This is a genomic window from Enterobacter sp. N5-15, from assembly GCF_057221635.1.
In genome coordinates, this window is the sequence record NZ_CM170150.1 from 3,007,854 (window position 1) to 3,021,955 (window position 14,102).

General features: G+C 58.7%; 10 protein-coding genes and 1 tRNA gene. 8 read left to right on the top strand and 3 right to left on the bottom strand.

Annotation, left to right across the window (positions count from 1 at the left end):
* Positions 1–64: 64 nt before the first annotated feature.
* Together AC2TE5_RS14350 and AC2TE5_RS14355 are read right to left on the bottom strand one after the other, a co-directional pair.
* Positions 65–1,594: a cryptochrome/photolyase family protein gene (locus AC2TE5_RS14350; RefSeq protein WP_484611865.1), complete on the bottom strand. Its 1,530-nt coding sequence runs from the start codon at positions 1,592–1,594 to the stop codon at positions 65–67.
* Positions 1,591–1,737 (bottom strand): DUF2256 domain-containing protein, encoded by a 147-nt coding sequence (locus tag AC2TE5_RS14355; protein ID WP_071891562.1) that lies wholly within the window; start codon positions 1,735–1,737, stop codon positions 1,591–1,593. The genes AC2TE5_RS14350 and AC2TE5_RS14355 overlap by 4 nt, the downstream gene beginning before the upstream one ends.
* A 214-nt stretch (positions 1,738–1,951) precedes the next feature.
* Between AC2TE5_RS14355 and mtfA the strand changes: the two genes are divergently transcribed.
* Positions 1,952–2,749 (top strand): DgsA anti-repressor MtfA, encoded by a 798-nt coding sequence (mtfA, locus tag AC2TE5_RS14360; protein ID WP_032658707.1) that lies wholly within the window; start codon positions 1,952–1,954, stop codon positions 2,747–2,749.
* Here the strand turns inward: mtfA and AC2TE5_RS14365 are convergent.
* Positions 2,746–3,957 carry an MFS transporter gene (locus AC2TE5_RS14365; RefSeq protein WP_484611866.1) on the bottom strand — a complete coding sequence of 404 codons (1,212 nt, stop codon included), beginning with the start codon at positions 3,955–3,957 and terminating at the stop codon, positions 2,746–2,748. The two genes, mtfA and AC2TE5_RS14365, sit on opposite strands and share 4 nt — an antisense overlap.
* Before the next feature lie 138 nt (positions 3,958–4,095).
* On the opposite strand from AC2TE5_RS14365, the gene AC2TE5_RS14370 reads away from it, so the two are divergent.
* From AC2TE5_RS14370 to AC2TE5_RS14400, 7 genes are all read left to right on the top strand, one after another.
* Positions 4,096–5,838, top strand: a complete 1,743-nt coding sequence (locus tag AC2TE5_RS14370) for an IucA/IucC family protein (RefSeq protein ID WP_484611867.1) — start codon at positions 4,096–4,098, stop codon at positions 5,836–5,838.
* The gene (locus tag AC2TE5_RS14375) at positions 5,838–6,785 is read left to right on the top strand and encodes a GNAT family N-acetyltransferase (RefSeq protein ID WP_484611868.1); all 948 of its coding nucleotides are present in this window, start codon (positions 5,838–5,840) and stop codon (positions 6,783–6,785) included. The genes AC2TE5_RS14370 and AC2TE5_RS14375 overlap by 1 nt, the downstream gene beginning before the upstream one ends.
* Positions 6,782–8,524, top strand: coding sequence for an aerobactin synthase IucC (gene iucC, locus AC2TE5_RS14380; RefSeq protein ID WP_484611869.1), 1,743 nt, complete (start codon positions 6,782–6,784; stop codon positions 8,522–8,524). Before AC2TE5_RS14375 ends, iucC begins: the two co-directional genes overlap by 4 nt.
* A complete protein-coding gene (locus tag AC2TE5_RS14385; RefSeq protein WP_484611870.1) occupies positions 8,521–9,846 on the top strand; it encodes a lysine N(6)-hydroxylase/L-ornithine N(5)-oxygenase family protein in 1,326 nt (441 codons plus the stop codon). The genes iucC and AC2TE5_RS14385 overlap by 4 nt, the downstream gene beginning before the upstream one ends.
* A gap of 26 nt (positions 9,847–9,872) precedes the next feature.
* Positions 9,873–12,062, top strand: coding sequence for a TonB-dependent siderophore receptor (locus AC2TE5_RS14390; RefSeq protein WP_484611871.1), 2,190 nt, complete (start codon positions 9,873–9,875; stop codon positions 12,060–12,062).
* Between the two features lie 164 nt (positions 12,063–12,226).
* Positions 12,227–12,302, top strand: a tRNA-Asn gene (locus AC2TE5_RS14395).
* A gap of 161 nt (positions 12,303–12,463) precedes the next feature.
* Positions 12,464–13,726 (top strand): tyrosine-type recombinase/integrase, encoded by a 1,263-nt coding sequence (locus tag AC2TE5_RS14400; RefSeq protein ID WP_484611872.1) that lies wholly within the window; start codon positions 12,464–12,466, stop codon positions 13,724–13,726.
* Positions 13,727–14,102 lie beyond the last annotated feature (376 nt).

A 14,102-nucleotide genomic window follows, 5' to 3' on the forward strand; every position in this document is an offset into this window, starting at 1 on the left:
GCAGCAAAGTCAAAAATAATAGCGTCTTATTGACCCACCGCAACCGGCGCGGTGTTGAAATACGTCAGAGGTCGTTGAGATGCAGGCGAACATACCCGGCGCGATCGGCAATGGCCTGTCGCTCCTCTTCCTTCATGTCCGCAAGCTGTTTAAAGACGATGCCCAGGCGGGGATTGTTACCCAGACGCGCCTGATTGCGCGCAAAGAAATCCCAGTAAAGAGCATTGAAGGGACACGCCAGCTCTCCGGTACGCTGGTTGTGCTGATACCGGCACCCCTGACAGTAATTACTCATCTTATGAATATATGACGCGCTCGAGACGTAGGGCTTGCTCGCCAGTAACCCACCATCGCCAAACTGGCTCATGCCGAGGGTATTGGGCAGCTCCACCCATTCAAAGGCATCAATGTAGACCCCCAGATACCATTCATGAACCGCCTGCGGCGACAGGCCGCTGAGCAGGCTAAAGTTCCCGATGACCATCAGGCGCTGGATATGGTGGGCGTAAGCCTCGGTGAGCGACTGTCCAACGGCATGCGCCAGGCAGCGCATCTGCGTCTTGCCCGTCCAGAACCAATCCGGCAGCGGGGCGTGCTGGTCTAAGGCATTCAGCTCCCGATAGCCCGGCATCTGCGACCAGTAAATCCCACGCACGTACTCCCGCCAGCCGAGAATTTGTCGGATAAACCCTTCAACGGCAGGCAGCGGCGCATGGCCCGAACGCCATGCCTGCTGGGCGGCAGCCACCACTTCCCGCGGATTAAGCATTTTGGTGTTCAGCGCGAATGAAATTAACGAGTGGAAAAGAAAAGGCTCCTCCGCGTGCATCGCGTCCTGCCAGGCGCCAAACAGCGGGAGCACGTGAGTGACAAATTCATCCAGCCCGGCTTTGGCTTCCGAACGGTTGAGCGGCCAGCGAAACTTCCCGGCCTGCGGTTCGCCGAAGGTGTTTACGCCGCAGCGTTGGATCTCCTCCCATAGGGCTGAATTATCATGGAGCGGACGCGAGTCCCCCGGCGCGGGCGGCTCGCCTGACCAGCGCCTGCGGTTTTCAGCATCAAAATTCCATTTTCCCCCTTCCGGCTCGCCTTCTGAGGTCAACAGTATGCCGTGTTGACGACGCATTTCCCGGTAAAAGTACTCCATTCGCCAGCTTTTACGCGTCGCAAAAAACGTGCTCACCTGTTCACGGGTGGTGAAGAAATGCTCGCTGCTGACGCAGGCCGTTTCGACGGAGGCCGTTTTCGCCCACGCCTGCAGCTGCGCATCAAGACGCCATTCGTCGGGCTCCTGCCACAGCACCCTGTCCGCGCCGTAATGCGCGACAAGCGCGTTTAGATTGTCTTCCAGCGCGCCGCGGTTTGAGCTGTCAGAGAGCCGAACGTACCTCACCCGATGCCCCTTTTCCTTTAACGCAGAGGCAAACGCGCGCATGGCCGCGAAGATGGCGATCACTTTCTGGGCGTGATGAAGCACGTATGCGGTTTCCGCCCGCAGCTCCAGCATCACGTAAATGACATTCGGATTGCAGTCATCAAACCAGCCGTGGTGCGGATTAAGCTGATCGCCCAGGATCAGGCGCAGCTCGGTCAACGGTGGCTCCTGCGACAGCGCTCGGAACAGTATTTGACCTCATCCCAGCATTTCGCCCATTTCTTGCGCCACGTCATGGGCCGCTGGCAGTGCGCGCACGCTCGGCTGGGCAGGTCCTGCTTGTTACCTTTGAAATCGCTCATTTTTCAATACCGTACTGATTTCTTCACTGAACCTGTGGGTTAAGGCTACGACAGACTTCACAAAATGAAGGTGATACCCGCAAACCGCTACCCACCGCTACGTACGAATGATAGTTTATTCAGGCTGGAATTGTCGCAGCGAGCGATTTTCTGGCATCTTAACCGAACCTGACTTTCCCATTTTTGTTCATGTGACGAGTTTGCGAGCAAAGCGATGATAAAGTGGCCCTGGAAAACGAATGAGGCTGGCCGGGATATGGCGCTGCCATGGGATGACGCGCTGACGATCCCTGTTCTGGCAAATCTTAAGCCGGATGAACAAGCGAAACTGGTTCAGCTGGCGGATCGTTTTTTACAGCAAAAACGCCTGGTTCCACTGCAGGGTTTCGAACTCGATCCCCTGAAAAACGCGCGCATCGCCCTACTATTCTGTCTGCCGGTGCTTGAGCTCGGCATTGAGTGGCTGGACGGTTTCCACGAAGTGCTTATCTATCCCGCGCCGTTCGTGGTGGATGACGAATGGCAGGACGATATCGGGCTGGTGCACAACCAGCGCGTGGTGCAGTCCGGACAAAGCTGGCAGCAGGGGCCGATCATCCTGAACTGGCTCGACATTCAGGACTCGTTCGATGCGTCCGGTTTTAATCTGATTATTCATGAAGTGGCGCACAAGCTGGATACCCGCAACGGCGATCGCGCCAGCGGAGTACCGCTGATCCCGCTTCGCGAGGTGGCGGGCTGGGAGCACGATCTGCACGCGGCGATGGATAACATCCAGGATGAGATAGACCTGGTCGGCGAAAGCGCGGCCAGCATTGACGCCTATGCGGCAACCGACCCGGCCGAGTGCTTTGCGGTGCTCTCGGAGTATTTCTTCAGCGCCCCCGAGCTCTTCGCGCCCCGTTTCCCGGCGCTGTGGCAGCGCTTCTGCCAGTTTTATCAGCAGGATCCCCTGCAGCGTCTGCGGCAAAATGAGGAGTCTGGCGGCCATTCCTCCCGCCAGATCCACTAAGGTTTTTCAGCAGGGGTACGCTCGGTTGACCGTACCCCTATGCTCAACGCTAAAAACAGCAATGCCATTCCCCATGCGGCCACCGTTAAAGACTGCTCGCCGTAAAAACGCGTCACCACGGGCACCAGCAGCGCGCTGACGCCGTAGCCTAACGTGTGGCTGGTGGCGATGACGCCCGCCCCTTTTCCGGTGGTCAGCCTGTCGTTCAGCAGCAGCTGGTAGCCCGGCGTGGCCATCGCCGCCCCGAGTGAAGTGATAACAATCCCCACGTAGAACAGCGTTAAACCCGCGACGGTCATCAGCCCAAGCCCTGCCACCATTAACACCGCCGCGATGCAGAGTAACGTCACCGGGGAGAAATGCTGCGGGCGGACCACCAGAAACTGCGCCGCAAGCGTGGCCAGCGCGGCCAGGCTCAGCAGAAGCGCAACGTGATGGCTGATGTCCCGGGCATTGCCCTCCAGCAGGGGGCTAAGATGCGGTGACAGCCCAAGCTGCATCAGGCTGACCAGCGCCGCCAGCAGCAGCGCCAGCAGCAGGAACGGCAGCATGGAGGCCTGCAGGCGGGTCGCCTGGTGCGCCACAGGCGGCAGCGGCGGGTCCGCGACTTCGCGAAGCACCAGCAGCAGGGCGATTAACGGCGCGATCGCCATCAGCCAGAGTGGCGCCACCGGATTGACGCTGAGCATCAGCGCCGCCAGCGGCGGGCCGAGCAGACGTCCGAGGCTGAGGCCGGAGCTTATCGTCGCCAGCGCCGCCATTCTCTTCTCCAGCCCCGCACGCTGAATAGCCCACGTCTGGGCCGCAGGCACCAGCCCCGAGACCGTCAGTCCGTAGAGCAGACGCGAGAGGATCAGCCCCGCCAGTCCCCAGTAAGTATCCAGCCTTCCGGCCGCCATCGCCCAGACCACCAGCGCCATGACGACGAAACTGGCCAGATAGCCGCTCAGCGAGGCCACCATCACGGCCTTACACCCCCGCCGCTCGCTCTGGCGTCCCCACCAGGGCGATGCCGGTAAAAAGAGCATGGATCCGAACATCAGCAGCCCGGCCCAGACCGAGAGCGACAGCCCGGTCAGGGTCACCAGCTGCGGGAGCATCACCAGCAGGCCGTTTTGCCCGATACCTAATAAACCCGCACAGAGCGCCAGGGGCCAGTTGGCTTTAGAGGTGACGTTTTCGGTCAATATTTCTGAGTCTGTGCGCATGAGAATGTGAACATAGTGTCAATAAATGTGTGGAAATCATGAAGTTTATGAAAACAAATATTGCAAAAATGGTTGCGACTGTAAACAGAATGAATATCATAACGAGAATTATTATCAATCATGGAATGAGGTACATCTATGCGTGCTCTGCCCCGCTCTGCCGGTACAGACGTTGCAGCCCAGTGTTTTTTAAACGCCCTGTTGCGCGAAACGAAGGACTGGCGCTATCTCCCCGCTACCGCTGCGGATGCGTTACCGGACATTCATATCCCGCTGTCACAAACCCAGGCTCTTCGGGTTCCGGTACGCTATTTCTCTCCCACCCAGCATCATCAGTACCGTTTCCCGGCAACGCTTATTCAAAGCAACAGTGATGACGGTGACGCCGTCACATTTGATCAACTGGTTGATTTAATTCTTGAAAAACCGTCAGTAAAAGGCTCGCTGGATGCCGATACGCTGGCGCGTTTTAAGCAGCGCGTTCTCGAAAGCCATGCGCACACCTGGCAGGCGATCGATCTGCGCCACGGCTGGGCAAACCTGCGCGATAAGCCGCTGACGTTTGCCGAGGCGGAACAGGCGCTGCTGGTCGGCCACGCGTTCCACCCAGCACCGAAGTCGCACGAGCCGTTCAACGAAACCGAGGCGCGTCGCTATCTGCCCGATTTTGCCTCCCGCTTCCCGCTGCGCTGGTTTGCCGTTGAGAGCACGCTCGTTGCTGGCGACAGCCTGAACGTCTCCCTGCGCGAGCGTCTGCTGCGCTTCGCGGCCCAGAGCGCGCCTGAGCTGCTCGGCCACTTCACCGACACCCGCTGGCTGCTGCCGATGCATCCGTGGCAGGCCGACTATCTGCTGGAGCAGGACTGGTGCCAGCGCCTGGCGAAAAACGGTTCATTGCAGGACCTGGGTGAAGCGGGCGCGCAGTGGCTGCCCACCAGCTCGTCCCGCTCGCTGTACAGCGAAACCAACGGCGACATGATTAAGTTCTCCCTCAGCGTGCGCCTGACCAACTCCGTGCGCACGCTGTCGGTCAAAGAGGTTAAGCGCGGAATGCGCCTGGCGCGCCTGGCGAAAACAGAACGTTGGAAAGAATTACAGTCACGCTACCCGACCATGCGCGTAATGCAGGAAGACGGCTGGGCGGGGCTGCGTGACGAAAACGGCATCGTTCAGGAAGAGAGCCTGATGGCCCTGCGCGTCAACCTGCTGTTCGATACCCCCGAAACACAAACCAACGTGCTGGTGAGCCTGACCCAGGCCGCGCCGGACGGCGGTGATAGCCTGCTGGCCTCCGCGGTGCGCCGTCTGAGCGAGCGTCTGGAATTACCGCTCGCCCAGGCCGCCCGCTGCTGGCTCGACGCCTATTGCGACCGCGTATTACTTCCGCTGTTCAGCGCCGAGGCGGACTACGGTCTGGTCCTGCTGGCGCACCAGCAAAATATCCTCGTTGAGATGCAGCAGGATTTCCCCGTCGGGCTGATCTACCGCGACTGCCAGGGCAGCGCGTGGACCGAAGGAGCCGATGCGTGGCTGAAAGAGGCGGGCGAAACGGAGGTGGAAAACCGCTTCGGTGAGAGCCAGCTGCTGCGCTACTTCCCTTATTACCTGCTGCTGAACTCTACCCTTGCCGTCACCGCCGCCCTCGCCGCCGCCGGTTTCGACAGCGAGGAGAGCCTGATGTCTCGCGTGCGCGACGCACTGGCCGAACTGCGCCGCACGGCAAAGCAGACCCGCTGCCTCGACTACGTGCTCGACAGCCCGACCTGGAACTGCAAAGGCAACTTCTTCTGCTACCTGCACGATCGCAATGAAAACACCATCGCCGATCCGGCGGTGATCTATTTCGACTTTAGCAACCCGTTTTACAAGGAGAAGGCGTAATGGCAATCGCGAATATCGTCCATTCCGGCTATGGCTTTCGCTGCACCGCAACGGATCGCGCGCTGCCGCTGACGTTGGGTCTCGACGGCAGCGCGGTGCTGGAGCGTCTGAATGGGATCCCGGACGGCTGGCTGGTCGAAGCCCTGGATCAGCTGTTTGTTGCCGCACCCGCGCTGACCGGCATTACCCTGCCCTGGGCGACCTGGCAGGATGAACCCCAGGCGCAGGCGCTATTTAGCCTGGCCCACGGGGACTATCTGGCACGCGAAACCTTCTGGCAGCTGCCGCTGTGGCTGAAAGGGGAACAATCACGGGCCAGCGGCGGGATGCAGTTTGATGAGAGCCGTCAGCTGTATTTCCCGCTGCGTCCTCACCGCCCGCAGGGCGAAGTGTACCGTCGTTACGATCCGCAAATTAAGCGCACACTCAGCTTCCGCGTGGCCGACGTGGCGCTGGACGGCGAGCGCTTTACCCAATGGATGAACAACCCGCGCGTGAACGCCTTCTGGGAGATGGCGGGCCCGCAGGCCGAACAGGAAAGCTACCTGCGCCGCCAGCTTGACTCGACGTACTGCTACCCGGTTATCGGCTGCTTCGACGACCAGCCGTTCGGCTATTTTGAGCTCTACTGGGCGGCGGAAGACCGCATTGGCCGCCACTACCGCTGGCAGCCGTTTGACCGTGGCCTGCACATGCTGGTGGGCGAAGAGAACTGGCGCGGCGAGCAGTACATCCGCAGCTGGCTGCGCGGCCTGAGCCACTATCTGTATCTCGATGAACCGCGCACCGCGCGCATCGTCGCCGAGCCGCGCTTCGACAACCAGCGCCTGTTCCGCCATCTGGCCTCCGCCGGTTTTGAGACGACGAAAGAGTTCGACTTCCCGCACAAGCGCTCGCGCCTCATCATGAGCCAGCGTCACCGCTTCTTCAGCGAGGTGGAACTGTGAACGCGCTCTGGCAGAAAGTGAACCGCGAGATGGTGGCGAAGATCCTCGCCGAGCTGGAATACGAACGCACCCTGCGCGCTGAGCCGGTTTCGTCGGACGGCTGGCGCATCACTATGGGCAACGAGTCCTGGCAGTTTCGCGCCACGCGCGGGATCTGGGGCTGGCTGCATATCGACCCGAATAGCCTGATCGCCGCCAGCGGAGAAGCCGTCGAAGCGGAAAGCGCGCTGCTGCAGCTGGCGACGGTGCTGGAGATGAGCGACGCGCAAACGGCAGAGCACATGGAAGATCTCTACGCCACGCTGCGCGGCGACATGCAGCTGCTGCAGGCGCGTGAAGCGCTGGACGCGGACGCGCTGATCCACCTCGACCCGGATGAATTACAGTGTCTGATGAGCGGTCACCCGAAGTTTATTTTCAACAAAGGCCGCCGCGGCTGGGGGCTGGACGCGCTGCGTCAGTACGCGCCGGAGTATCGCGGACGTTTTCGTCTGCACTGGGTTGCCGTTCAGAGGGATCATCTGGTCTGGAGCAGCGACGTCGATTGCGATATCAACGCGCTGCTGGCAAGCGCCATGGACAACACCGAGCGCGTCCGCTTTGACGCCCGCTGGCAGGCGCTGGGTCTTGACGACGGCTGGCTGCCGGTGCCGCTGCACCCGTGGCAGTGGCAGCAGAAAATTGCCATTCATTTCCTGGCGCAGCTGGCGCGCGGAGAGATGGTTGAGCTGGGCGAGTTTGGCGATGAGTATCTGGCGCAGCAGTCTCTGCGCACGCTCACCAACGCCAGCCGTCGCGCGCCTTACGACATCAAGCTTCCGCTGACTATCTATAACACTTCCTGCTATCGCGGCATTCCGGGCAAGTACATTGCCGCCGGGCCGCTGGCCTCGCGCTGGCTACAGCAGCAGTTTGCCACCGACGCTACGCTTGCCCGCTCTGGCGCTCAGGTGCTTGGCGAACCCGCCGCCGGCTATCTGTCGCATCCGGGTTACGCCGCGTTGCCGAAAGCGCCCTACCGCTATCAGGAGATGCTGGGGGTGATCTGGCGCGAGAACCCATCCTGTTATTTAGAAGACGGTGAACAGGCGGTGCTGATGGCGGCGCTGATGGAAACCGATAACGCCGGGCGCCCGCTGATCGACGCGTGGATTAAACGCTCGGGGCTAAGCGCCGACGCGTGGCTGGAAAAGCTGTTTGAGGCAACGGTGATCCCGTTCTACCACCTGCTCTGCCGCTACGGCATGGCGCTGATTGCCCACGGCCAGAACGTAACGCTGGTGATGAAGGATTACGTCCCGCAGCGCATCCTGCTGAAGGATTTCCAGGGCGATATGCGCCTGGTGGATGAGGATTTCCCGCAGGCGCAGAGCCTGCCGGAGCAGGTGAAGGCCGTCACGGCGCGCCTCAGCGCGGATTACATCATTCACGACCTGCAAACCGGCAACTTTGTGACGGTGCTGCGCTTTATCTCGCGCCTCACCCTGCAATGCGGCGTGAGCGAACCCCGTTTCTACCAGATCCTGGCGCAGGTTTTACATCGCTATATGGCCGCGCACCCGGAGCTTGCGGAGCGCTTCGCGACGTTCGACCTGTTCAAGCCGCAAATTATTCGCGTGATCCTCAACCCGGTCAAACTGACCTTCTCCGAACACGACGGCGGCAGCCGCATGCTGCCGAACTACGTTACCGACCTCGATAACCCTCTTTTTCTCGCCTCCCGGGAGTCAGCGCAATGAAAACCTATGATTTCATCGGCATTGGTATTGGCCCGTTTAACCTCAGCATCGCCGCTCTGGCCGAAGGGCTGGACGGCTTTAGCTCGCTGTTCCTTGAGCGCAAGCCGCACTTTTCCTGGCACCCGGGAATGATGGTGCCGGACTGCCACATGCAGACCAGTTTCCTGAAAGACCTGGTCAGCGCCGTGGAGCCGACCAACCGCCACAGCTTCCTGAACTACCTGGTGCAGCGCAAAAAGTTCTACCGCTTCCTGACCACCGAGCAGCGCACCGTCTCCCGCGAGGAGTTTGCGGACTACCTGTGCTGGGCGGCGGAAAACCTCACCAACCTCGCCTTCAGCCAGCAGGTGCAGCAGGTGAGCTTTGATGAGAAAAGCGGCCTGTTTGAAGTGGTGACCCAGCGCGACCGCTTCCTGGCGCGCCACGTCTGCGTGGGGATTGGCAAACAGATCAACCTGCCTGACTGCGTCACCGTTCAGGACGATACCTGCTTCCACGCTAGCGAGATGATGCTGCGCACGCCGGATCTTGCGGGCAAGCGCGTCACCGTCGTCGGCGGCGGCCAGAGCGGGGCCGACCTGTTTTTGAATATCTTCCGCGGCGAATGGGGCCAGCCGCTGAGCCTGAACTGGGTATCGCGCCGCAATAACTACAACGCGCTGGATGAAGCCGCCTTTGCCAACGAGTATTTCACGCCGGAGTACGTGGACAGCTTCTCCACGCTGGGTGAAGAGGCCCGTCGTCAGATGCTGCACGAGCAGAAGATGACGTCCGACGGTATCACCACCGAGTCTCTGCTGGCGATTTACCGCGCCATGTACCACCGCTTCGAAGTGCTGCGTGAAAAACCCTGGGCGCATCTCCTGCCGTCCCGCTCGGTGACGTCCCTGACGCGCCAGGAAAACGGACATCGTCTGAGCATTCAGCATCACCTCGACGGCGGCCGCGAGCAACTGGAGAGCGACGTGACGATCTTCGCCACCGGCTACCGCGCCGTTCAGCCCGCGTTCCTCGCGCCGCTGTCTCACCGCCTGCATCTGGATACGGACGAAGCCTTCTGCATCAACAACGATTTCACTCTCGAATGGGACGGCCCGCAGAGCAACCGCCTGTTCGCCGTTAATGCCGGGATGCACCGTCTCGGCATTGCCGAACCCCAGCTCAGCCTGATGGCCTGGCGCGCGGCGCGGATCTTGAATCGCGCGCATGCCGACGAGCCGTTTGAGCTGGCCACCACCCCCGGCGTTATCCACTGGCGCACCACCGCCAGCCCGGACAGCAACCCGGTTTTTAAATCGTTAGCAAAAACCACCGAGTACTGACACACACAATCAGGATCAACATAACAATGAAACGTTCTCATCTTTGGGTTTTAAATCCTTGCTTGCTTGCAATGCTTTCTACCTCTGCGTGGGCGGAAGAACAAAAGGAAGAAAATATCGTTGTCTCCGCCAGCCGCGCGCACCGCAGCGTGGCGGAGATGGCGCAGACCACCTGGGTCATTGAGCGGGCTGAAATTGAGCAGCAGGTTCAGGGCGGAAAAGAGATTAAAGAAGTGCTGGCGCAGCTGATCCCGGGCATGGACGTCAGCAGCCAGGGGCGTACCAACTACGGCATGAACCTGCGCGGCCGCTCCATGATGGTGATGGTGGACGGCGTTCGCCTGAACTCGTCCCGCAGCGACAGCCGCCAGCTGGACTCTATCGATCCGTTCAACATTGACCGTATCGAAGTCATCTCCGGCGCCACCTCACTCTACGGCGGCGGCAGCACCGGCGGCCTGGTGAACATCGTCACCAAAAAAGGCCAGCCGGAAACCGAAGTTGAGTTCCAGACAGGGACAAAGAGCGGATTTAACAGCCACAACGATCACGATGAGAACGTGTCGGCAGCCGTAAGCGGCGGCAATGACAAGGCCTCCGGTCGTCTGTCGGTGTCGTATCAGCGCTACGGCGGCTGGTATGACGGCAACGGCGACGAGGTGATTATCGATAACACCCAGACCGGCCTCCAGTATTCCGACCGTATTGATGTGATGGGCACGGGCACCATCAACATCGACGATCGTCAGCAGCTGCAGCTGACGACGCAGTACTACAAGAGCGAGTCCGACGGCAAGCATGGGCTGTATCTCGGGAAGAACTTCTCGGCGGTAACGGGGGATGCGACCGCCTACAACAAAGGTAATCTTGATTCTGACCGCGTACCGGGTACAGAGCGCCATCTGATTAACCTGCAGTACTCCAATACCGACTTCTGGGGCCAGGATCTGGTCGCACAGATTTACTATCGCGACGAGAGCCTGACCTATTATCCGTTCCCTACCCTGACCAAAGGCGTGGTGAGCAGCATCGGCGCGTCCCAGCAGAAAACCGATTTTTACGGCGGCAAGCTGACGCTGAACAGCAAGCCGGTGGACGATTTAACGCTGACCTGGGGTGTGGATGCCGACCACGAAACCTTTGATGCCAACCAGCAGTTCTTCAACCTGAGCAAGGCCGCGGCGAGCGGCGGCATGGAGCTGGATAACGCCTACAACGTGGGCCGTTACCCGGGCTACAGCATCACCAACCTCGCCCCGTTCCTGCAGGCCAGCTACGACATTGACGCCATCACCCTGAGCGGCGGCGTGCGTTATCAGTACACCGAAAACAAGGTGGACGACTTTGTCGGTTACACCCAGCAGCAGGCCATCGCCACCGGGAAAGCCACCTCCGCAGACGCGGTGCCGGGCGGGAAAACCGATTACAACAACTTCCTGTTTAACGCCGGGATCCTCGGGCGCCTGACCGAACAGCAGCAGGTGTGGTTTAACTTCTCCCAGGGCTTCGAAATTCCGGACCTGGCGAAGTACTACGGCTCGGGCACCTATCAGCTCAGCAACGGTCACTACCGCCTGCTGAACAGCGTCAACGTGAACGACTCGACGCTGGACGGCATCAAGGTCAACGCTTATGAGCTGGGCTGGCGCTACACCGGCGATAACCTGCGCACGCAGGTCGCGGCGTATTACTCGCTCTCGGATAAAACCATCACCATTAACAAGACGGATATGACCATCAACCTGGAAGACGACAAGCGTCGTATCTACGGGGTGGAAGGTCAGGTGGACTATTTCTTCACCGACAGCGACTGGAGCACCGGTGCGAACTTCAACGCAATCAAGTCTGAAACCCGCGAAAACGGGAAATGGGAGAAGCTGACGGTCGACAGCGCCAGCCCGTCGAAAGCCAGCGCATGGGTCAACTGGGCGCCGGGCGACTGGACCCTGCGCGTGCAGAGCACGCAGACCTTTGACGTGTCAGACTCCGACGGCAAGAAGATCGATGGCTATAACACGGTCGACTTCCTGGGCAGCTACGCCCTGCCGGTGGGTAAGGTCAGCTTCAGCGTGGAAAACCTGCTGGACAAAGACTACACCACCGCCTGGGGCCAGCGCGCGCCGGGGCTGTATAGCCCAACCTACGGTGCACCGGGCCTGTATACCTATAAAGGCCGTGGACGTACCTTTGGTCTGAACTACTCCGTACTGTTCTGATCCTGCGCGCCGCCTGCGGGCGGCGCTTTTTGCTGTGTAATTTCAACGCAAATTTGCCATAAAATCAGCGATTTGCTGAAATTGTCGGCAAACGAACGAAAAGTTTAATTTCCCCCTTTGACAAGGTGAACGCAGGTCGATAATATTCGCCCCGTTCACACGATTCCTCTGTAGTTCAGTCGGTAGAACGGCGGACTGTTAATCCGTATGTCACTGGTTCGAGTCCAGTCAGAGGAGCCAAATCCCTGTTTTTAGGCGTGCTTATAAGTCCCTATTCAATTAGGTTTCAATAAGTTAGCATGAAAATCTTTCCCGATGCGTATCTGGTTTTCCCTGTGCATCCGGCGAAATTGGTGGTCTGATTTGGGGTCATTTCAGTTCGATAATGGAGTGACCACCATATGTCCCTGTCCGACGCGAAAATCCGTAGTATCAAGCCTTCTGATAAACCCTTTAAACTGACCGATTCTCAGGGTCTGTATCTGCTTGTCAATCCGGGCGGTTCACGCCTCTGGTATCTCAAATATCGCTTCAACCGAAAAGAATCCCGAATTGCCTTAGGCGCATATCCGCAGGTCTCGCTTTCCGACGCCCGTCAGCAGCGCGACGGCATACGTAAACTGCTGGCGCAGAATATCAATCCCGCGCAACAACGCATGACTGAAAAAGCCGCCGCGTCACCGGAAAAATGCTTTGAGGCCGTTGCGGTGGCATGGCACAAAACCAATAAAAAGTGGTCGGCTGACTATGCAGAGCGCATCCTTGCCAGCATGAAAAATCATATCTTTCCGGCAATCGGTCATCTGCCCGTCACCACGCTAAAAACGCAGCATTTCACGGCGCTGCTGAGAGTTATTGAGGATAAAGGCTTTCTGGAAGTCGCGTCTCGTACCCGGCAGCAACTCTGCAACATCATGCGTTACGCCGTTCAGCAGGGACTGACCGAAAGCAACCCGGCGCAGCATCTGGAAGGCGTCACAACACCGCCGGTTAAAAATCACTATCCCGCCCTGCCGCTGGAGCGGTTGCCCGAATTGTTTGAACGCATTGGCGATTATCAGCAGGGACGGCAGCTTACAAGGCTGGCGGTGGTGCTGACACTCCATCTGTTTATTCGCTCCAGTGAATTGCGCTTCGCCCGCTGGAGCGAGATTGATTTCAGAAACAAAATCTGGACCATCCCCGCCACACGGGAAACGATTGAGAAAATCCGTTTCTCTGGTCGTGGCGCGAAAATGCGTACCCCGCATATTGTCCCGCTATCTCATCAGGCGATCGCCATTCTAAAGCAGATAAAGGAAATCTCCGGTCATCTGGATCTGGTGTTTCCCGGCGACCATAACCCGTATAAGCCGATGAGTGAAAACACCATCAACCGGGCGTTACGTCTGATGGGCTATGATACCAAAACCGATGTCTGCGGACATGGCTTCCGAGCAATGGCCTGTAGCACACTGGTTGAATCTGAACTCTGGTCGCGGGATGCAGTGGAACGGCAGATGAGCCATCAGGAGCGCAACAGCGTGCGTGCGGCATATATCCACCGGGCTGAACATCTCGACGCCCGTAAAGCTATGATGCAATGGTGGTCGGATTACTTGGACGTGAGCCGTGAAGGATACGTTGCCCCGTATATTTATGCGCGGCGGCATAAGGCAGCCTGAGCCAGTAGCAGTATAATGTGTTAAAAATGAAAAAGCAGATCCTGATTGAATTCGGATCTGCTTTTTGCATTGAAAGGATTTATCTTCAATTTTTGGGTTATTAATCGGAAAGCGTACAAAATTATTCGACGTAGAATAATTTTGTACGAAAACCTATCAATATATTATGAATCAATAGGCAAAAAATGGACATTATTCACAGTGAATAATTTCAGGCGAAAGCTGCCAGACAATTAGCGCCAGAGACTGATTTGCCGATACGTCATAACTGCACCAGTTCAATGTCACGGTTTATCTGCACCAGCCTGTCGTCGCCTGTATACGGCAGGACTGCACCAGATATCTCCGTAAATATCGATCTGCGCCAGCTTTAGCC